The organism is Sphingobacterium sp. HJSM2_6, assembly GCF_049316305.1.
Lineage (GTDB): Bacteria > Bacteroidota > Bacteroidia > Sphingobacteriales > Sphingobacteriaceae > Sphingobacterium.
The window spans coordinates 136,025-158,161 of the sequence record NZ_JBMOXB010000007.1 but is presented as its reverse complement, the minus strand read 5'-3'; the positions used below and the strand labels follow the sequence as shown (position 1 = coordinate 158,161).

The 22,137-nt window shown below is 34.3% G+C and carries 18 protein-coding genes; 7 read left to right on the top strand and 11 right to left on the bottom strand.

Annotated features, from left to right (window positions below):
* Positions 1 to 4 precede the first annotated feature (4 nt).
* Both ACFRAE_RS08400 and ACFRAE_RS08395 read left to right on the top strand, forming a co-directional pair.
* Complete coding sequence (locus ACFRAE_RS08400; protein ID WP_422796695.1) at positions 5 to 2,179, top strand: sensor histidine kinase; 2,175 nt, start codon at positions 5 to 7, stop codon at positions 2,177 to 2,179.
* Positions 2,180 to 2,209: 30 nt separating this feature from the next.
* On the top strand, positions 2,210 to 3,298 hold the full coding sequence (locus tag ACFRAE_RS08395) for a sensor histidine kinase (protein ID WP_422796694.1): 1,089 nt from the start codon (positions 2,210 to 2,212) through the stop codon (positions 3,296 to 3,298).
* A 20-nt stretch (positions 3,299 to 3,318) separates the two neighbouring features.
* Here ACFRAE_RS08395 and ACFRAE_RS08390 read toward each other — a convergent pair whose 3' ends face one another.
* Positions 3,319 to 3,786, bottom strand: coding sequence for a response regulator (locus ACFRAE_RS08390; protein WP_422796693.1), 468 nt, complete (start codon positions 3,784 to 3,786; stop codon positions 3,319 to 3,321).
* Between the two features lie 373 nt (positions 3,787 to 4,159).
* Positions 4,160 to 5,671, bottom strand: a complete 1,512-nt coding sequence (locus tag ACFRAE_RS08385; RefSeq protein ID WP_422796692.1) for a sulfatase — start codon at positions 5,669 to 5,671, stop codon at positions 4,160 to 4,162.
* Between the two features lie 153 nt (positions 5,672 to 5,824).
* Here ACFRAE_RS08385 and ACFRAE_RS08380 point away from each other — a divergent pair, with 153 nt between their 5' ends.
* Positions 5,825 to 6,541: an SOS response-associated peptidase gene (locus tag ACFRAE_RS08380; protein ID WP_422796691.1), complete on the top strand. Its 717-nt coding sequence runs from the start codon at positions 5,825 to 5,827 to the stop codon at positions 6,539 to 6,541.
* 506 nt (positions 6,542 to 7,047) lie between these two features.
* On the opposite strand, the gene ACFRAE_RS08375 is transcribed toward ACFRAE_RS08380, so the two are convergent.
* From ACFRAE_RS08375 to ACFRAE_RS08350, 6 genes are all read right to left on the bottom strand, one after another.
* Entirely contained in the window at positions 7,048 to 8,001 is a 954-nt protein-coding gene (locus ACFRAE_RS08375; protein WP_422796690.1) for a DUF4407 domain-containing protein, read from the bottom strand.
* 1 nt (position 8,002) lies between these two features.
* Positions 8,003 to 8,557 carry a hypothetical protein gene (locus ACFRAE_RS08370; RefSeq protein ID WP_422796689.1) on the bottom strand — a complete coding sequence of 185 codons (555 nt, stop codon included), beginning with the start codon at positions 8,555 to 8,557 and terminating at the stop codon, positions 8,003 to 8,005.
* Positions 8,558 to 8,561: 4 nt separating this feature from the next.
* Positions 8,562 to 8,840 carry an HNH endonuclease gene (locus tag ACFRAE_RS08365; protein ID WP_422796688.1) on the bottom strand — a complete coding sequence of 93 codons (279 nt, stop codon included), beginning with the start codon at positions 8,838 to 8,840 and terminating at the stop codon, positions 8,562 to 8,564.
* 503 nt (positions 8,841 to 9,343) lie between these two features.
* Positions 9,344 to 10,504 carry a sialidase family protein gene (locus ACFRAE_RS08360; RefSeq protein WP_422796687.1) on the bottom strand — a complete coding sequence of 387 codons (1,161 nt, stop codon included), beginning with the start codon at positions 10,502 to 10,504 and terminating at the stop codon, positions 9,344 to 9,346.
* A 208-nt stretch (positions 10,505 to 10,712) separates the two neighbouring features.
* Entirely contained in the window at positions 10,713 to 10,916 is a 204-nt protein-coding gene (locus tag ACFRAE_RS08355; protein WP_422796686.1) for a hypothetical protein, read from the bottom strand.
* Between the two features lie 421 nt (positions 10,917 to 11,337).
* Positions 11,338 to 11,547, bottom strand: a complete 210-nt coding sequence (locus ACFRAE_RS08350) for a hypothetical protein (protein WP_422796685.1) — start codon at positions 11,545 to 11,547, stop codon at positions 11,338 to 11,340.
* A gap of 445 nt (positions 11,548 to 11,992) precedes the next feature.
* Here ACFRAE_RS08350 and ACFRAE_RS08345 point away from each other — a divergent pair, with 445 nt between their 5' ends.
* The gene (locus ACFRAE_RS08345) at positions 11,993 to 13,738 is read left to right on the top strand and encodes a hypothetical protein (protein WP_422796684.1); all 1,746 of its coding nucleotides are present in this window, start codon (positions 11,993 to 11,995) and stop codon (positions 13,736 to 13,738) included.
* 89 nt (positions 13,739 to 13,827) lie between these two features.
* Here ACFRAE_RS08345 and ACFRAE_RS08340 read toward each other — a convergent pair whose 3' ends face one another.
* Together ACFRAE_RS08340 and ACFRAE_RS08335 are read right to left on the bottom strand one after the other, a co-directional pair.
* Positions 13,828 to 14,679, bottom strand: a complete 852-nt coding sequence (locus ACFRAE_RS08340; protein WP_422796683.1) for a hypothetical protein — start codon at positions 14,677 to 14,679, stop codon at positions 13,828 to 13,830.
* An 80-nt stretch (positions 14,680 to 14,759) separates the two neighbouring features.
* A complete protein-coding gene (locus tag ACFRAE_RS08335) occupies positions 14,760 to 15,203 on the bottom strand; it encodes a hypothetical protein (protein WP_422796682.1) in 444 nt (147 codons plus the stop codon).
* A 155-nt stretch (positions 15,204 to 15,358) separates the two neighbouring features.
* On the opposite strand from ACFRAE_RS08335, the gene ACFRAE_RS08330 reads away from it, so the two are divergent.
* The 3 genes from ACFRAE_RS08330 to ACFRAE_RS08320 all read left to right on the top strand — a co-directional run bounded on the left by ACFRAE_RS08330 (position 15,359) and on the right by ACFRAE_RS08320 (position 21,458).
* Positions 15,359 to 17,323 (top strand): tetratricopeptide repeat-containing sensor histidine kinase, encoded by a 1,965-nt coding sequence (locus ACFRAE_RS08330; RefSeq protein ID WP_422796681.1) that lies wholly within the window; start codon positions 15,359 to 15,361, stop codon positions 17,321 to 17,323.
* Entirely contained in the window at positions 17,313 to 17,945 is a 633-nt protein-coding gene (locus tag ACFRAE_RS08325) for a response regulator transcription factor (RefSeq protein WP_422796680.1), read from the top strand. The genes ACFRAE_RS08330 and ACFRAE_RS08325 overlap by 11 nt, the downstream gene beginning before the upstream one ends.
* Before the next feature lie 981 nt (positions 17,946 to 18,926).
* Positions 18,927 to 21,458 (top strand): phosphocholine-specific phospholipase C, encoded by a 2,532-nt coding sequence (locus tag ACFRAE_RS08320; protein ID WP_422796679.1) that lies wholly within the window; start codon positions 18,927 to 18,929, stop codon positions 21,456 to 21,458.
* A gap of 102 nt (positions 21,459 to 21,560) precedes the next feature.
* Here ACFRAE_RS08320 and ACFRAE_RS08315 read toward each other — a convergent pair whose 3' ends face one another.
* Positions 21,561 to 22,136 (bottom strand): D-sedoheptulose-7-phosphate isomerase, encoded by a 576-nt coding sequence (locus ACFRAE_RS08315; RefSeq protein ID WP_422796678.1) that lies wholly within the window; start codon positions 22,134 to 22,136, stop codon positions 21,561 to 21,563.
* Between the last annotated feature and the right edge of the window lies 1 nt (position 22,137).

Genomic DNA, 22,137 nt, shown 5'->3' with positions numbered 1-22,137 from the left:
AAACATGAAACATATCTACTGCTTAATATTGGTTTATTTAATAACTTCGACAGCTTTATTTGCACAATTACCGAAGGAAAAAGTCGTTAAGTTTAACGGAGATTCTCAGTTTTACATTGGCAAAAATTTGCAAATATTTACTGATGAATCTGCTAAAATGACTTTTGAAGAGGTCAAAAATCAACCAAATTTATTTACCTACAGTAATATTGACGTTCCTAATTTAGGAATTGATGGCAAAACTCATTGGGTAAAGTTCGATTTGGAAAAATCTAGTTATGCAGGAAATATGTTTGTGATCCTATCTCTTCCAAACATTGATCAAGTTTCCTATTATGCTGTTCATCATGATCAAATTGATAGTGTAAAATATACTGTTGCTGATGCAATCAACGATAGACAATTCAATCATCAATTTTATTTATACGAACTAAAGTTTCACGAAGGTGAACGGGTTACCTGTTATTTTAAATTGAATAATCGAACCCAATTAACCGTACCCATTTCTATCACTAGTACCTTAGGGTTATTTTGGTTTTTACAAAAGGAAGATATATTATCAGCGATTTACTTTGGTTTGATGTTATCCCTTATTTTCTATAATGGGTTCATATATATTTCCACAAGAGATAAAAATTACGCGAGCTATGTAAATTACATATTTTGGGTAATGTTTGCGCAATTGACCATACTAGGTCTATTTGAGCGTGTTTTCCAATTTAATAATGAATGGCTTACTTCTCGGCTGCTCACTTTTTCTGGGGCAATGTCTGGAATCGCTACGATTGTTTTTGTGAAAACATTTTTACAAACAGCAACAAGTGCTAAAAGGTTCAATAAATTACTCAATATATTCTTAATTGGTTACCTAATAGCAATTATCTTATTGGTTTTAGGCTATATTTCCTATTCCTATAAACTCGTGAATATCGTGGCTGGTGGCGGAGCTATAGTTGTCCTTATTTTAGCATTCAACCTATCCAAAACAAGCTATAACCAATCCAAATTATTCTTATTTGCGTGGTATATATTCATGATCAGTGTACTGATTTTTGTGCTTAAAGATTACCAGGTTTTACCCAACAACCTATTAACCAATAGAGCTATCCAAATCGGTTCAATCATTGAAGCGCTCTTACTATCTTTTGCACTTGCTGATAAAATCAACAATTACAGGAAAGAAGTAATGGAATTGCAAGTTCGTGAATTAGCTATATCGCAGGAAAATGAACGATTGATTAAAGAACAGAATATTAGCCTCGAACGAAAAGTTGAAGAAAGAACCTTAGATTTACAAGAGTCCAATAATTCCCTAAATCTAACCTTAGCAAACTTAAGAGAAACGCAATCACAATTGGTTGAATCAGAAAAAATGGCTTCTTTAGGACAGCTTACCGCTGGGGTTGCACATGAAATAAATAACCCTATTAATTTCGTTACTGCTAGCATATCTCCATTAAAAAGAGATATCCAAGTCATTTGGGATGTCATGGATCAATTGGAAGAAATTGCCCTCGACGAGAAACTTGACCGTAATGAAAAACTAAAGCAAATCAATCATAGTAAAGATGACAATGAAATAGATTACCTCAAGGAAGAAATAAATTTCTTACTAAAAGGTGTTCAAGAAGGGGCTGAAAGAACGGCTGAAATTGTACGTAGTTTAAGGATTTTTTCTAGAGTAGATGAAGATACTTTAAAATACGCCAACATCAATGAAGGTGTGGAATCAACCTTAGTCATTCTTAACACGATGCTAAGAGAAAAAATCATTGTCGAACGGCATTATCAAGAGCTACCTGATATCGAGTGTTATCCAGGAAAATTAAATCAGGTTTTCATGAATATACTTACCAATGCAATCTATGCGGTAACCAAAAAATTTGATGAAAATACAGGTGGTAAAATTGAAATTATCACGAATCATATCCAAGAAAATAATACGATAGAGATTAAGATAACCGATAATGGTATAGGTATTCCTGTTGATTTACAAAAAAGAATATTTGAGCCATTTTTCACTACAAAAGACGTAGGTGAAGGCACCGGTCTAGGGATGTCTATCGCCTTTAAAACGATTGAAAGACATGAAGGCAAAATCATGTTGGATTCTACGGTAGGATTAGGAACTACATTTACAATTATCCTCCCTACCCAACAAAACTTACAACACAATTAACAGGTTATAAAGCTAACTGACATTTATCTCATGGAAAAAGATATTGAAATATTGTACATTGATGATGAAAAAAATAATCTAATAGCGTTCAAAGCCATGCTTCGTAGACGCTATACCGTGCATATTGCTAGCAATACGATTGAGGCTGTTAATATTTTATTAACTCACCTAGACATTCGCATGATTTTCTGTGATCAAAGAATGGAAGGGGAACAAGGGGTAGATTTCTTTGAACGTATAAAAAAAGAATTTCCGCGCCCGGTGAGAATTTTACTGACGGCATTGCCAGATCCAGAAATAGTCTTGGATGCTATAAACCGTGGTAACGTGTTTAGGTTTATGCGAAAACCATGGGATGAAGCAGACATGTTATCTTGTATCGAAGAGGCTAATCGCTATTATTTGACGCATTCCTTATTAGATCTTAAGAACCGTGAACTTGTAAAAGCATACGAGGAATTAGACAAATTTGCCTATAGTGTTAGTCATGACTTGAAAGATCCTTTATCTGGAATTGTAGGAGCTATCAAAATTGCCATGGATTTTGATCGTGTAGAACAATTTCATGAAATCCTAGAATTGATGAGGAAATCTGTTGTCCGATTAGAAGAATATATCGACAACTTAGGCGAATATTATTTAGTAAGACGTGGTGATTTAAATCTTTCAATAATCGATTTTGAAATCATTTTTGAAAATTTAATAGACTTCTACAATGTTTTCCTAAAAAGTAGAGGGGTGACTATCAACACATTCGCCGATCAATCTTATCCATTCATTTGCGATAAATCCATCATCGAACTTATTTTACATAACCTTATTTCCAACGCTATTAAATACCAGAAAAAGGAAGAATTTCATAAAACGATCAATGTAACAGTCAACACTGAACCCAATCAAGTGGTTATTATTGTGGAAGATAATGGAATTGGTATTCCGAGAGAAAGTCAAGATGTCATTTTCAACTTATTTCATCGAGCTAGTGATCAAGCGGAAGGAATGGGATTTGGACTCTACAATGTTAAAAATGCAGTTCAAAAATTGAATGGAGAAATTATACTGACCTCCAAGGAAGGAAAAGGCTCAACTTTCAAAGTGATTATTCCTTCCAAGGGATAATCCTATTTGAAAGCATTCATTTAGGATAATAATTTTTGACGTAATAAAAATTCAAACTGTTCATTTGAAAGTTCTAACCTAGAGTTTTGTTCTATGATTTCCTTCTTATTCAGGTATATTTCATAAGCCTTTTCGATGATATCATCAATTTCTTTTTCACTCCAAGGCTTATTTAAATAATAAAAGATTTTACCCTTATTTACGGCCTCTACTACAGCAGTCATATCGGTATATCCAGTTAACAGGATACGCATCGGATTTGGATGAGACTCAATCACTTTCTCTAAAAATTCCACGCCTGTCATTCCAGGCATGCGCTGATCTGTAATAATAATTTGGATATCATTATTACGGATAATGTCCATAGCATCATTTCCATTAATAGCCGTGAAAACCTTATATTTTAATCGAAAGGTCGCCTTAAAAGAATACAAATTGTTTTCTTCATCGTCTACATATAAAACATTGATCTTTGATTTTGATTCCATTTTATTACCCCTTATTAATACAAAAATAACAATTATTTGCTATAGTTGTTAATATATCAACAGTAGGAAATGTACAAATTTATCCTACCATCCCAAGCAACACTTCGAATTTTCGTTTATTAACATGATTTTAATTGAGATAATTCAAATTTTTGAAATGCTATCTATTTTAAAGATATGGTTAATAAATTGTTTTAAAATTCTACTAAAAAAAAAGATTAAAATCACATCTTTAAATATTCACTAAACATATATTAACTAAAAAACCTCCAAGCAAACCTTTTTTTATTAATTACTAGCTAGTAAGAAAAATACTAATTTTAAATTATAAAAATAAATTTAGAATATAGCTTTTGTCCATGGTGACCTAAGCTTATTTAATTGGACTTGCAGGTAATGGCTGTTTAAAGTTGGGTTGATTTTCTAACAACTTTAATAGCTTTTGAAAATTAATATTATCCTTATTGGCTATATTTTTATACTCCAACAAATCCTCTCCATATTCATAAAATTCATAAGTGGGTGCTAGTTTGGCATTTTGAATATTGCGCCATTCAATAAGGCGAAATCGATCTGTCCGAATAGCTCTTCCCATCCACCCATTTCGAGGATAACAATGGTAAGCATAATCAACTTGATGCTTCTTATTTAATAGTAATTTTCTTAGGCTATTTCCATCAAACGGCAATACATGGTTCTTTGGCATTTCTAAGCCAGCCATTTCTATCAAGGTTGGATAAAGATCTACCGTCTCTACAATACTTGTACTGGCATGGTTGCTTAATGTTTTTTTAGGATAGGATATGATTAATGGAATTCGATTTGCAAGTTCATAATTGACATGTTTAGTCCACATCCCCATATCACCTAAAAGATAGCCATGATCACCCCAAAGGACCACAATGGTGTTTTCCGCCAATCCAGCATCCTTCAACTTGCCTAGCACCTTCCCTATTTGAGCATCCACATAACTTACTCCTGCATAATAACCATGAATTAACTTCCTTTTCAACTGATCAGGATAGCGCTGCCCTTCTTTATAGTTCGGGATATCTTGATATTGTTCTATTTCTCCAAATTTTTTAATAGCCATATCCGGTGCGCCCATGGGATGTTCTTCTGTTCCTGGCAAGGGCAACTCATTTTCTTGATACAAATCCCAGTATTTCTTTGGTACAGAAAATGGTAAATGAGGCCTTGCAAATCCTACTGCTAAGAAAAAAGGGGTATCCTCGTTTTTCAACGAGTCCAATACCTTTACTGCTTTGCCTGCTACTCGACCATCTCCATACGCCTCATCTTCCACATCTGGAGATTCCCAAGCTAAACCTTTAACCTGTTTCAATGCATACTCCCAACTTTCATTTTCAAATAAAGCTTCTTCGATGGTAGTTTCAGATTTAGACTTATCCATACTTAAATATTCCACAATTTTTTCATGAAAATGTGGAACGGACCAGGATATCGTGTCATTATAGGTATGGTGTCCTATATGAAAAACTTTTCCTATAGCTTGTGAATGATACCCTTGATTTTTAAATGCTTGAGGCATTGTGACCACATCAGGGTAAAATTGCCGAAAATTCCGACCAAAATCATATAATCCTGTTGAAGTAGATCGACTTCCTAAAAGTAAACTATTTCTCGAAGCAACACATACGGCTTGATTAGAATAGGCTCGATCAAATCGAACGCCTTCTTTGATTAATTGATCCATATGTGGCGTATGTGCATAGGTATCTCCATACCCATGTATAGCGGGCTTTAAATCATCAACTAGGATAAATAATACATTCGGACGTTTCTGTTTTTGCTGTGCAGAAATAGAATTCGCTTGCGTTAATATCGATAGGAATACAAAACAGATCTTAATTAGTTTAATCATCAATTTTTAAAAATTATAGGCAGCTGTATGTTTTAAAGGATATAAATCACCTAGTTAAGGATATTACATGCAGGAGTTTCAAATTTACCCTTTCTTTTATTCTTCAAAATACGTGATATTCAATTAATTTACAATATATACGTACATTTAACTATGTGTTATCATATCGGCGCACCAAATAAAGCAAGCCTCAAAACAAAATTTCCTAAAAAGGAGATTAAATACCAAGCGGAAGAACTGTTTCATGTTTCAGGATTTACCCGACCCATTCTTCCTGTCACATTAAACCAACATGCGGAACTGATTCAAGAAGCTCGTTGGAAATTAATTCCATATTGGATTAAAACAGAACAGGAAGCAAGTAAATATGCCAATACGTTAAATGCGGAAGCTGAATCTATATTTGATAAAGCATCTTACAAACCTTACATCGAAAAGCAACGCGGTTTACTCTACGTGACTGGCTTTTTCGAACCGCATCGTGTCCCAGGCAAAAAAGAAACAGAGAACTATTTTATCTATGCCCCAAAACAAGATTTACTTACCCTAGGAATTGTTTACAGCGACTGGACAGATCAAAGCACAGGTGAGCATTACCCAACCTTTTCCATCATTACTACGGCAGCAAATCCCTTATTGGAAGAAATACATAATGAAAAGAAACGCATGCCATTGATTATTGCTGAAAAAGACAGAGATGCATGGCTTTTTGCTGAAGGTAGATCAGCTATTGAAAAACTCATGATTCCCTATGCCAATGAGTTAATGAGCCATCAAACCATTAGAGTTACCGCTAGCAGAAGTGAGGACAGCAATAATCCAATCGCTCAAAAGCTTTGGACCGACAATAACCGTTCACTTTTTGATTAAATATCAGCCTAAATCAAGATGTCTCAGCTTGGTTAGGATGTAAGACTTAAAAATATGTGGTAAAATTATTTTAGGGATAGCATATTACTCTTTGGGTTGAACCTATTTATTTAATAACATGAAAATCAGCAAGCTATTTAACATCTATAAACCAACTTATTTTGCCGATTCCATCTGTTATATTTCAGCCATTCCAAGGAATGGCAAGTAAAGAATAACACATTAATAGTTAAGATAATATTTTCCAGCTGTTTTATTTCCGTTTAAATGAATTTAAAAAAAACGTAAAAAAAGGATTAGCTCATCGAAACTTTGTCGCATCAGAAACTAAACTATTTCTTTTTAAAAGTAAAATAGACCGCCAATAGAAACCTTTACATGTCCCCAGCCATAGTCTTCGAGAAAACAAGTATCAAAGAGATGACATGAAAAATAATACACGAATTCAATAACAAAAAGGGCTAATGAATGATCATTAGCCCCCTCCTGCTTTCGCACTTTAATTGCTATAAATTCAGTCGTTCCAACATTTTAATTCTTACATCGGTTTGGTGATTTATTAACCGGTCATAATCAGAAGCTTTATCAAAAACCTTTATGGTCACGACAAATAATTCAATGGATAGGAAGAAGAAAAAGAACAAAAGATACACCAGAAGCCCAATCTTTGAACTTGTAATTACCTCATGCAAAATATTCAGCTCATCAATAAATCCCGATGATTTTCGAAGTTCCTTTTCTTTATTTGCTTTTATAGAATCTAAAGAACCTAATGTTTTAAATTTTTGCCCATTCAGGATATTGACTTGTTCATGTATTTGTTCCAGTTCCCGTTTTTTAGGATTTTCATTCACCATTTTATTGGTGGAGTTGACACTGTTGATTCTATTACCTTCATTATCGCGTGTCACGGAAGTATTGGTAAAGGAAGTTACGATCACTGGATTTTTTTGCAATTCTTCGGAAAGCTTTTGTGATCGCTGTTCCAATAGAAAAATGCTACTGTCCATATTTCTCACCTGTTCATCAACCTCAGCTTCTGAAATTTTTATAGCGACTTTTACCCGATCTTCCATTATTTGGGTTTTACGTAATTCGATATCGTCCTTAAAAATGATTTGGTCGATAATAAAGGACCCCAATATAGCCATCACAATCGCCAAAGCTACTCGAAATGTAACAGACCACTTATTAACTTTAGTAGATAGAATAATTATACGTTCAATTTGAATAACCACAAATGCCGCTATAATGGAGGCTATCAAACCACCCCATACACCCACATGTAAATAATTGGTCGCAAAAGAATAAGCTATAAAGATCCAAACTAGGACAATCAACAAAATTGCAGAGGTAAATTTTTTGACGGCCTTTGCACTAAGTTCACAAGAAAGTTGTACCAGATAATAATTGTATCCTGTAAGTAAGCAACCAAATCTAAGCCATAGATTTTTCTTCATATTAAAACTCTTTAGAAAGTAAAGTCCGTTGTGTAATGGAAGCCAATCCTTTGGTAAATCCCCGATTATAAGCTAGGATGGCCCGTTCAAAAAGCCCGGAATCCGTTTTGAGGGATTCCTCGATAAGGATAACTTTATGGATGTGATTCTCGAGGTCTTCCTTTTTAGAACGAAGCTCTTCCACCAAATCGATCAATCCAGACCTTTTTCTAGAATTAATATGAAATTCAAGTTCTTTTAGGAAAGAGTCGTGATAGGTCTTCACTTTTGAAATAATAATCTCGAGGTCAAATTTGATCAATCGTAGATTATCTTCCTTATATTTTTCATCAGGACTGGTGAGCGCATCATTGAACCCTTTCGATTCAAAATCCGATTGCAGATACGAAAAAATAGCATTTATGCCCGTAAAAGAATTAACAGGGCTTGTCATATCCTGATTGACTTCTTTTTCGACAAATATATCTTCTGGAATTGGAGGCAGATAGCCATTGATAAGTGCATCTTCCGTCGAGCTTCCGTTCTGCTTTTTCTTAAAAAAGTTAAATAGACTCATTGGGTTATATGTATTTGGTTGGTATTTTATATTTTCGGTGCCCTCTTTTATGACATGAGGCACAAAGGGTGATCAATAACTCATTGGGATAGTCCCATGGTTCTTTAAAACAGTTCAACCGATTGATAAAATGGTATTGTCGATGATGGACTTGAAGAACTTGGACGTTTTGGCAAATAACGCATCGATTCTTATCACGAACTAAAATTGCTTGTCGCTTTTGCCTCCACCTAATATCAAAAAGTGAAGCACCATAGGTACCATGTGTTTCTGGAGCTTTCATGAAACGAGGATTAATAATTTGTTTGTTAATAGTTAGTGAATCTAAAGTAAGAAGAGTCCACTAATTATTCATGAACTTGCCATATAATTCAATTCCAAATCCCGAATAATTTATTTTTTGTAGCGAATTAATTATCATTTGGAGATGCTGTAGTGACTGCAGCATGGCAAAGGTTAAATTTCCCTCAGGATGAGCACATAAGCCGTTAAAATATTAAGCTGCTCAGCTTTGGAAAAATACCATTTATATTCGAAAAACTGTTTGTGGATTTCTTGTTAGTGACGCTGCATCAATACCATTCACATCCTTATCACTATAACCTGCTTGGGATCTACATTTAATTACAGCTATTGAACAAGCGTTCAAAGGAACTAGCGCATGATTGAAATGATTAAATAATTTTTTCAAAAACAGCGTAATTGCTGGATCAGCTGGTTTGGGAACCTGTACAAACATAAACCCAACCATTGAAGCAAGCGAAATTAGGTTATTTGCACGAAGGATTAAAAAGCTATTAAAGTTCCTGCGATTACACGCATACCATCCGGTTTAGTCATATAGTAAACGACTAATGCCCTGTTTTTATCGATTACTACCGGCCATGAATACCCAACGTCGGTTCCAGGACCATTATCGTCCCGTAAAATAATCTCTTCAGCACTTGCAAAATCGGTACATTCGGCATTGAGAATTCTTGCACGAATGCCACAAGGGTTTTGTCGATAGCCATAGGTTAAAAGCACCCGTTGATCTGGTAAACGTACTGCAGCTAATGGATGTCCATAAAAACCCATAGTTTTCCAAGTAAAAGTCTTTCCTCCATCTGTTGAGCGTGCTATACAGGCTTGCGTTTCTTTATTCTCTGTTCTAATAAAAGCAACAATATCACCCTTAGGGGTTTCATAAACAGATGCTTCATTAAAAACAATTTTCGGATCAGAAGCAACTACCGCAGAATAAGTCCAGGTCAATCCTTTATCATCAGAATACAATAAATGGTTGGATGTTTTAGTTAATGGATAATCATCCATGGCTGCAACTACCCAAAATATCCTGCCAGTTTTACTTTCAAATAAAGCTCCACGATTGTATGCGGGCATGGGGTTCCCTAAGGCATTGAAATAAATACCATCTTTTACTTGGGGTGGATAAATCGGATCAGACCAGGTCTTCCCTTCATCAAAAGAACGTACCAGGTAGCCACCCATTGCAACGAATCCTCCCTGACTATATACTGGCTTCTTCAATTTTTCTATGGCTTCACTTTTCACAGGTGCCCAACCATAGCTTGTACATAGCAAGGTTCCATCCCTCAATCGCAATAAACAGGGATCTTGAGAACCTCCAAATGGATATGCATAAATCGTTTCTGGATTTTTTCCCCAATGTTCTCCATCTGTTGAACGAAGCATTACTAAATAACTATTTGGATCCGTATGTGTATTGTAGTTTTCTCCCAAAGCTGTGCGGTTTGGAGCTCTTCTGAATGCTACAAGAAATTCATTCTTTGTTTTTACAATAGAAGGAAATGCAACATAAAATTGAGGGTCTTCATAAATCAAGATATCCTTAATTTTTTTGACTGCCGCATACCCTAAATCATTTTCATTCTTTTTATGCTGCGCAGATAAATTTAGCACGGAAACAACAAAAAGTAATAGCATGAGCTGATGTTTTAGCATAGGTCTTTCGATAGGTTAAGTATTTAACAAAAAGCTAGTTCATTAACTAATATACTTAACATTTTTAGTATAAGAAACTATTAAGTCCGCTAAAAAGAGAAGAGGTACATTAAAATGCACCTCTTACATTAATACTCCGGAGAGGAGACGCTACTTAATAAAAACAATTTTGATCATTGATTTTAAAATATTAATTGGGGATAATATTATCTATAGAACTCAATATTCGTTGAATATAGGTCATCCTTTTTTCAGTGGTTTCCAGCGAAATATTCAGAAATTCAGAAATTTCCTCATGCTTAAATCCGGCTATATACAACATAAAAGTCTGATACAATTCCTCAGAAAACTCTTTTAAAGGAATACTATAATTATCTAATTGATCATTTTTCATGTATTTTTAGATTATTGGTAAAAAAATTAAATCCGTTTATCAGAATAACAATGCCTACAGGAAATCAAATAAATCCTTAAAATGGATCCATAAGATTAGGGGCTGAATCTAGTTGAATTAAGGCTCGATCTACTCCAGCAACTACTCAAATTCCTATAACCAGAATTAGTGGTTTCAAATTTTCAATAAAAAGTAAATCTTAACTCCGTTTTTATAATTATAAAACTTCTATTAATCCAATTAAACCAGCTCACTGTAACCATCAGTCTCCCGTTTAAAAACATCATGACGCTTTCCATAAAAACTTATTGAAAAACATATTAAGAAGAAGAAAATTAATAGTTAGTGTGAAAATTTTTAGAATGAAATTTTAGAAAGGTTTGTTACTAAATAAAATCTATTAACAACCAAACCAACATTTCTAATACCACATTTTCTCCTCCTCAATAGTCCCAGTACCATCCCAACTTTCCATAATTGGATTATAGTCTGTTTCAATTACAATAGATCCAGCAGAAATATTATCTTCCATCTCTACAACAAACAAAGTAATTACTGGCTTTTCATAAGCTTTTTTCTCCACTTTAACTTCCAATATTTCATTTTGTACATCGATCTCTTGAATTGTCATGACAAATTTTTTTAATTACAATTTAACTATTATATATTTTATTAATTAAATATTATTGCAAATATTCAATAGATAAATCAAAAACAAAATGACGTAAATCACTTTATGTAATTTTTCATTATAAATACATTTTTTATCTTATAATTTCATATAAAGTTGCATAAACAAATTAAAACATAACTTATTCAAAACAATAAAGATACAAGCAACAATAGCACTTCAATTTTTAATTTTATTGAATTAAAATAAATTCATAGGAATTATTTTATTTACATAAATACATTTTAAAAAATGAATAATTAAAATTTTAAATATGATTTAAATCATTTTTTTATCAATCACAACCTAGGATATTTGTATCATAAAAAAAAACTATTGCTTAATAAAAACAAGTAATAGCATATATTTTTTGTTAAAATTTAATCACACTACAATTTTTATTAAAATGAGTATTTTTACTAAAAGAACAGGTTATTTACTACTATTCGTTATTCCAACATTCTTTTTTTTGGCCTGTAAAAAAGATTTATCCCTGATTAAATCTACAGAAATACAAATTTCCATGTTGGGTACAGAACTAACTTCGGAAGATTTAAAAAGGAGCTCAATCCGGCCAAATAGTTTATCAGCGAATCAAGGAGTTGAGATTCCGATCGGCGATAACCAATACATTCAAGCTGAACTTATCCAAGAAACCTCTAATAAATCATTAAATAGAGCAGCCATCGTCAACAGTACAAATGGATTAACGATTACACCACTTAAAAAAGGTGTAAAATATCGAGTTGTGATCTACCAAAAAAATGGAACCTACCTGATGCAGGATGTATTCACGGTAGGAAGCGAGATTTTGAATCCCGCAATCAAATTAACTGTTGGGCTTGAATATACCTTCATAGTCTATTCTTTTGGCAATACCACAGATCCTGGACCTGCTCCCACTAGCTCATTAAGTACTTCAACGATCTCATCCTACAATAGTACCATAAATGGTTGGTTGCATTTTTCTAAGAATATGATAATCAATGAAAACAATAATGTTCTTCCCATCGTATTGAAGAATAAATTCAGCCAAATAAAAGTAAACATCAATAGTGCAGAAATTGGTAATATCTCTGCCATCAATAGTTTTATATCGAATCATAGAAACTCCATATACTCCGTAAAACTGATGGATGGTTCTTTTACAATCATAGATGTAAATAATAATGCTAATATTACCTTTGCGGAACTAGACAAACCTATTATCGAAAGTGCCTTAAGATATGTCTGCACCAAAAGCACAGAAGACAATGTTTACTCCATCAATTCCATCACGATTGATGGCGTTACAAAATCAAATATACATGTGTCGGGTTTTAAATTATTACCAGGCTATAAATACATCCTAAACCTCACTTTTAAAGGAACTGGAGGAATAGAAGTGGGTAATGTAATTTGGGCAACCGGCAACTTAACCTATCAAAATGGAATATATTACAATAGAAAGTATCCAGAAGAAACAGGGTTTAACTATGGATATACAGATTATTGGAATTTTGCATCACATGAACCCGAGCTTCTTCCGGCGATGAATATATCTCATCCCGATCCAACCAGCCCCAAAATTGAATACCCTATTGCAGATCCTTGCAAAAAAATCTCTGGTGGAAAATGGCGTATGCCAACTCTTCGAGATTTTGAATTGTTAGGTGCACCAATCATCGTTGATGCCAGTGGCAATGTAGGGCATTTCACTGGAATTCAAGCAAATGGTCTAGGAAACTCCGCAACAGGCACAAAAAACAATGCAGGATATATCTATTTCAATGGGAAAAATGAAGTTGGCGCAGCGGCTAACAAATTGAAATTTTTTGCAGGAGGAGGACTTCGAGGACTCGTTTTTAATAATATCCCTGTATCGATAATCCCGAACAGCGAGGGAGGAAACGTGACTGTACGAAATTTTGATGCCGTATATTTGGCTAGTGATAGTCAAAACCCAAGTCCTTCCACAGGTAGAGATGGAATACCTTTGGAATTGAAAGATTATGTATTCGCTCCACCAACATTTTTAGCGTTGAATGAAAATTCGGATAAACGATTTAATTTCTTATCCCATCGAACCGTTTATTTGGATGGAGTGACTTCTGATGTTAGACCTCGTCGAGACCATCGTTATCCGATACGCTGTGTTAAAGATAAATTGTAATAGTTTCTGGTTGATTGTAATAAAAAGTTGCCCTCGTTGGGGCAACTTTTTTTTTGCATAAGGTATTTAAAGATAGTATTAATCGATCATCAATCTAATTTAGTCATCTTTACATTCGAGATATAAACATTACCCTCGTTATTTTCATTTTCTAAGGCTAGATAAAAATATTTTCTAGTCATTGGATCAATCATTTCGGTATCTAAAATTTTATAATTGTTCACATAAGCATGCATGCGATTTCCCGAAATCATCAGTTTTACTTTCATGATATCATTAATGAAATAGGACATGTTTGCCTCTATTTCACTCTTCTTTTTAGGTTCTACTTCTGCGCTATTAAATTCAAAGCGATTAAATCGGTAGGAAGCGTTTACATTGACTGGATTTTGGTTAGCTAAAAAGTAATGCTCTCCAACCCCTTTATTGTAGTCAAACCCAAAATTCAATTGGATTTTATCGTTACTCTCTGCTAATGCTAATACATCAAACTCTAAAGTGAAATTCTCTGGAATACGAAATAAATCCTTGATTTTATAAGTGTTAAAGTGGAACATCTGTAACCATTTCCCATCAAATCCTTCCACTTCCTTTACAGATCCGGTACCATTGGAAGTCCAATGCGAACCCATTTTACCAACCGCATCCTTCGAAAAATCATCAAAGAAAATAACCTCAGTCCCGCTTACGAAGTCATTCGGTAATGCTGCAATATTTTTAAATGGACCTTGCTGCCTATTCTTGCTATTTTCTGCTTGCTCAGTGCTTGGATTACTGCGTTCTACCTTTTCCGAACCAACTTTGTCTATGCTTCGATCAATAACTTCTTCCGCCTTTTTCTCTAGTTTTTTGCCTATATTTTTTAAAATTTGAGCTTCTGAATTTGAACTTATCAGGCAACCCAATACCATGCTTAAAAGAGCAACTCGCTTGTTTTTCATAATAAATTAGTTCTTAGTGTGAATATCCAAAAATAGGAATATTAAAATAAAAGCACATTAAGTTTCTATCAAATTAAATATTATTGTTTAGTCCCTTCAAAACTATAAGAAATTTCAAGCTCAAGTTGTTTAGAAGTTATTACTGAAATGGATTTGGATAAACCATCGTAATGAAATAATCCTTCTGGAGATATACTCAACGAAGCTATATCAATGGGATCCACATTAAAATAATCTCCTACTTCTACCGTAAATATTTTCGTAGTTATATTGGAATAAGGTTGTCCTACCTTTGCTTTCACACTTAACTTTTGATCTCCTACTTGACTAACTTCTAGTATAGCATCATAATAATCTTGAGAACCAACTTCTAAAACACCTTTATAAATGCCAACCGCATCTTCTACTTTACCTTTTTTTTCAGCAGGTTCACTTTCTTCTTTACTACAGGAATAACTGAAGCTAATTAAACCCAACAGACAAAGAAATAAGGAGATTTTTTTTAATGATTTCAAACTTTCCATTCGTTTTATTTTGAATTAATATTGACAAATATCCAGTTTATAATTATTCGACACAATCACCACTTACCATGATATTTTTCTAATGGTATACTATGATTTTTAATAAAGTTTCATGATAACATATAATAATTAACATATTTGCACAAATCACCCCTATGAAAATAAAACTTATGCTCTTATTGGGCATGCTAAGTCTATATCATCCTTTTGTAATTGGGCAATCCTTGATTCCTTTAGACGAGGAAAATTACGCCATTCAACTAACCAAGTCCAATTCAACCGAATTAGATTCCGAAATAAAGTTCCTTACCTTATTAAAAACTGCTGAGTTCTATGTACAAAGAGATAGTTTTAAAAGTTTATTGGCTCTCCAAACGGCAGAAGAATCCTTATCTGAATACCCCAACCTAGAAGCGCACTACACTTACCATCTGGGCTTATACGATAGTTATCGTGGAAACAAAGCAGCAGGTATACGAAATTTTCAACACAGTATTCAGCAATTAAGACAACAATCGGATAGTTTAAGCCAAGAAACTTTAGCCTTAGCACATTACCAACACAGCTACCAACAAGTAAGTGAGAAAGGCTATGACAACATGGCTCAAACGCTCATAAACACCTGTATTCCAATCGCACAACAGATCAATAACCAAGAACTTCTAGCCTATTTTTACACCCAACTAGGGATGGTATTCATGTCGGTAGGCGAACTGCAAAAAGGTATTGAGCAACACGAAAAGGCATTAAATATTGTCCAAAACTTCACTAAACCTAGTGCAGCACAATTAATCACCTATCTGAATTTAATTAGCAATTATTGTTATATCCCTGATTCTAAATCTGCAAAAGTATATTTAGATCAAGCAGAACAAATCGTAAAAAAGTTCCCTAAAACACAGCATTTAGCCAACTATCAGTACCAGCTTGGTCTTTACTATACCACGAAAACCAACTATCATGAAGCCTTAAATACCTTAAAAACTGGAATAAAACACGCAAAGGATTTTCAACAAATACAGTTGTTACAGATTCTACATTTCCGCATGTACAACGTCTACCTCATGCTAAAAGATTATCCAACAGCTAAAAGTATTTTAGAAAACTTAATTGAAGAAAATTACTTGACCAAAGATCCGGTAAATCGGAGAGTTACTTTTGCACAATTAGCCCAAGTCAATGAATTACTTGGAGATTTTAAATCCTCCTTAGTTTGGTTAAAAAAATCCAATCATTTGGCAGATAGCTTACAGTCGGCCAAAATGAAAGAAAAAATGCTGGAGCTAGAATCCTTACATCAGCATTTTGAAAATAACAAAACCATCGAAAAACTTCAAGTAGAAAACCAAGCTCATGAGTTATTGTCCAAAGATAAAAGCGATCGTATTTTCATGCTAGTCATTGGTTTATTACTCTTCTTCACCATTTCCTTATTGATTTATAAAAACTACTTAAAACAAAGAAAACTCAATGAACAAATCCAAATCAATCATCAAAAGGATTTGGATAAAATAGATCAAATCCGCAAACAAGAAGCGATAGAAGGCATATTAAAAGGAGAAGAACAAGAACGGCAACGAATTGCTAAAGATTTACACGACAGCATTGGAGGTATGTTAGCGAGCATACGAATGTCATTAAATCCAACTTTAAATACCAATGAGTTATTAAAAATTGACATGGCCATTGCTGAAATGAGAAGAATATCCAGAAATCTGATGCCCGAAACACTAAACAAACTCGGTTTAGATGTTGCTCTAAAAGAACTGTGTGAAACTTTCTCTACCCCAAATCTCAACATTCAGTATGAGCGTTACAACCTTCAGAAACAGTTCCCATTTACCCTACAGATCAACCTTTACCGTAGTGTGCAAGAATGTTTAAGTAATGCTATAAAATACGCTCAAGCCACTTCCATTATTGTACAACTCAGTCAATCCGAAAATTTATTACAACTTACCATAGAAGATAATGGCATTGGTTTCCAAATCGATGAAGTAAAGCATGGTTTGGGCTTATCCAACATCAATAATCGAATAAAATTAATTAATGGAAAATTGGAAATAATTTCCACTATCTCGGAAGGAACAACCATTAATATGGAATGTTATGTCAACTAATTCAACGATAAAAATTGCCATTGTCGATGACCATCCAATGGTATTGGAAGGCTTAAAATCGATTTTATCTAAAGAAGCCTATGATGTATATGCATTTACCAAAGGAACGGCATTGTTAGATTTTATCCAATCCAACTCCGTCCACCTGATCTTATTAGATATCGTATTAAACGATAGTAATGGAATTGATTTATGCAAAAAACTAAGGGATAGATTAGCAAATACGATCATTGTAGGCATAAGCAATCAGGCAGAAAAAAGTATTATTCTGGAATTTATCCAAGCAGGTGGAAATGGATACATATTGAAGAACTCGGATAATTCTGAAATAATTACCTGTATACAGCAAGCGCTATTAGGTAATTTGGCCTTATCGCAAGAAGCTCAGCGAATTATCTTGCAAGCCCCCGTAAACAACCTAGCGCTTCCTAAAATAACCAAAAGAGAAAAACAGATTCTTCAAGCAGTTGCCAAAGGACATACTTCGGCGCAAATTGCTGATCAACTTTTTATCAGCTTAATCACAGTAGAAACACATCGTAGGAACTTGATGCAAAAATTCAAAGTTAAAAACATGATTGAATTAATTCGAATTGCCACAGAAAACAGGTTGTTTGACTAATTTAAATCAAATACAATCTGCCATGTTTTACGCGATGCAGGTATTGTACAACCTTTAAACTGTTGTGCTATTGACTAAATTTCCTAGCAGCTTGTGTTAGCCATTTGAATCAGCATTCTTGTTTAATCCTAATTTAAGCGGAACCTATCCGATTTATTTTGAAAGATAAACCCTGCATAAAAATTCAACCTATTTAAATCTTATCCAGCAGGTCTATCCCTACACTGAAACCCATTTTTTTATCAATAATCGGATCTCCTTCGGATCTTCATTGGATCTTCTTTGGATCTTTTTTGGATCTGCTATGCAATATTCCGTAGCAGATCCAATGAAGATTCATACAATAATTAATTAAAATAAGCACTAAGCCTAAGCTCGACTAAACAGATCATTTAAATAAGCTGAAATGATTACCTGAAATTAATTCGTGTTAGACCTATTTTTTGGAAAAGATATACATAGCAATGCGATGGACATTTTTAATTTAACTTTCGCGGTATAGGATTAGTATTTAATTTTGTGAATTGAATTCAGCAGGTTTAGCCATTTAGTCCATTAATCATTCAGTTAGCGGGGGTTGTATTGTTAGAAACCAAATTCGATACGGTATGTGCAGATAGCGTATCCATACGTATACTTTCTCATCAGGGGCTAAACTTTTTAAAACTGATTATAGAATCTTATTAAAGCCTTTTATGACCTAAGATTGAACTCATGCCATGGCAACACAGCATGCTATATTGCCGCATCTGGTATCAAAGGAAATTTCAGCGAAATAAAGACAACTTACAATTTTACAACTTAAATGTAGTGTCGAGCTTTAAAAAATTGATCTTTCCGTCCTAATAATTCCCGATTCAAAAAATAAATCCCTAATTTAAACTAGCAATTTGAATGATTAAACAAATTGATTTAGTGACAATTAAAAAGAGAATACCTATTTTCTAAAACAATAATGCGTAAACCTAATCTACATTTTAGATGGATAATAGAAGAGAATTTTTAAGGAAAGTAATGATGCTTTCTGGAGCTACGGGTATGGTTCATGCAATCCCAACAGCTATTCAGAAAGCAATGGCCATAGATCCTGCTCCCGGAAGCACGTATTTAGATGCTGAACATGTGGTTATTTTAATGCAAGAAAACCGATCGTTTGATCATGCATTTGGTGCTTTATCTGGAGTAAGAGGATTTAATGATCCACGCGCTATAACCTTACCTAATCATAAGCCTGTGTGGTTTCAAACCGATACCCTCGGTAAAACTTTTGCTCCTTTTCGACTGAGCATGAAAGAAAGTAAAAGTACCTGGATGGGTGACCTTCCGCATTCTAGAGCTAGCCAAGTAGATGCGTATAATCATGGTCGATATGATTATTGGTTACCTTCCAAAAAATCAGGCCATCAGAATTATGCGCATATGCCTTTGACCTTAGGTCATTATATTCGGGAAGACCTTCCTTTCAATTATGCCATGGCAGATGCCTTTACCATTTGTGATCAAAACTTCTGCTCGGCTATGACCAGTACTACGCCTAATCGATCTTATTTTTGGACTGGAAACATTATGAATTCCGAGAATGATTTACCTAAGGCTAATATTCGAAATGAGGATTATTCCTATTCAAAGCACCTATGGAAGACCTTTCCAGAATTGCTGGAAGAGCAAGGAATCTCATGGGGTTTTTATCAGAATGAAATAAGTTGTGCTGGAGGATTTCAAGCAGAGGAACGATCTTGGTTAAGTAATTTCGGATGTAATTTATTAGAATATTTTGAGGTATATCAGGTAAAATTTAAGGAGCGATACCTAGAAAATTTACAGAAGAGAGTTGAAACTCTACCCGCTGAAATCAACAAGCTACAAGAAGAAAGTCCTTCGACAGCGGAAAGAGCGCGCAAAGTTCAAGCAAGTATCCGGGATAAGCAGAAAGTGCTCGATGATACACAGCTAGAGCTGAAAAAATGGAATAAAAAGAATTTTGAAAACCTAAGTCCGAAGCAAAAAAATCTGTACAATAGGGCTTTTATAACCAACGAGGGAGATCCGAATTACCGAAAATTGGATAAACTTAGTTATTTGGACAAGCAAGTTAAACGCGAATTAGCGGTTCCAATGGGGAACTTATTTCATCAGTTTCAAGCAGATGTCCATCAGGGTAAATTACCTACAGTTTCTTGGTTATCTGCTCCACAAAACTTTTCCGACCATCCTAGTGCCCCTTGGTATGGTGCTTGGTATATTTCTGAAATATTAGATATCTTAACTAAAAACCCAGAAGTATGGAAGAAAACTATTTTTATAGTCACTTACGATGAGAATGATGGATATTATGATCATATACCTCCATTCTCCGTACCTGATCTTACAAAAGCAGATACCGGAAAGGTTTCTTCGGGCATCAATACTGAAGTAGAATTTGTACGACTAGCGAATGAAATAGCACAGGGTATTCCAGAAAAGCAAGCCCGAGAAGGCGCAATTGGATTAGGGTTCCGAGTTCCTATGCTTATTGCTTCGCCCTGGAGTAGAGGTGGTAAAGTTTGTTCACAGGTATTTGACCATACCTCTACCCTTCAATTTTTAGAAAGCTTTATCAATAAAAAATTTAACAAAAACATACACTTAGAGAATATTAGTGCTTGGCGTAGGACAATATGTGGTGACTTAACATCCGCTTTTTCCGCGTTTGATCCTCAAGAAAAGAAAATCAATTTTATTGAGCGAAACAGCTTTTTGGAAAGTATTTATAATGCAAAATTCAAGGAAGAGCCTGGAATATTCAAGGAGATTTCCGATGCCGAGATTATGGAAGCTAAAAAAACAGGTGATTTTAGCCAATTGATGTCTCAACAGGAAAGCGGAAAAAGGGTCTCAAAAGCATTACCTTATGAATTAAATACCCAAGGCTTTGTGCAAGGTAATTCCATTCATATCACGATGAAAGCAGGTAACCAATTATTTGGAAAACAAGCTGCAGGTTCTCCATTTACCATTTATGCTCCTGGCGCATTTACCAATACCAACCAACAAGTAGAGAATTATAAAAATTGGTCCTTCGCTGTAAAAGCGGGAGATCTTATTTCCTATGAATGGCCTATATCCTCTTTTAAGGAACAGCAATATGAATTGCACGTGCATGGTCCGAATGGTTATTATAGCGAGTTTGCTGGCTCTAAAAATGACCCTCAGCTTAAGATACAGGTGTCTGCAGCATTGAAAAAATTGACCAAGAAACCTACTGGAGAATTGTTGATTGAGGTTGAAAATTTGGGAAAAGATCCCATTACATTAAAAATAGATGATTTAAGTTATAAACAAGGAGAAATCGCAAAATTAAAGGTAAAAGGAGCTAGCACAGCGCAACTATTGGTAGATGTATCAAAAAGCTTTAATTGGTATGATGTGAAGTTTACTTGCCCAAATTTTCCACATTATCACCAACGATTTGCTGGAAAATTAGAACTAGGGAAAGATACCTTTACAGATCCGCTGATAAATAAAGAAAAGTAATTTTCAAGTTATAAGGCATAAAAAAGTTCAACTGCTGTATGCTATCATGCAGGATACAGCAGTTGAACTTTTTAATTTTTTTACATGTTCAGGCAAATTGCATTATTGCTGCTGAAGCTCTTCCAGCTCCATAAAGGCATAACAAATCATATGACAAATATGCATATGGCAATCTTCTACACGACCGTAATGATCTGATGCAATCGGAATTAATAAATCAGCCAGCTCTTTTAACTTACCACCAGTACGACCGGTTAACGCAATACTGTATACTTGATTGTTCTTAGCCCATTCCGTAGCCTTTACTAAATTTGGGGAATTCCCACTAACACTCATCATCAATATGATATCCTGTGGTTTCGCATAGTTTTCTAATTGCCTTAAAAACACATCATCGTAAGAATAGTCATTTCCTATGGCTGTCATCCAACTCACGTTATCATTGATGGATAGGCATCGAAATCGTTTGTAAGTTTTATCGGATGCACCTTTTCCTAAGTCTGTGATAAAATGAGAGGCATTGGCAGCACTTCCTCCATTACCAAAGACAAAGATCTGACGATCTTCATCCAAGGCCGTTTTAAACAATTGAATAATTTTTTCAACTGATTCAGTAGGAATAGAATCTAATGCGGAATGATGTGCTGTAATATAGTTTTTTAAGAAATTTGTTGACATA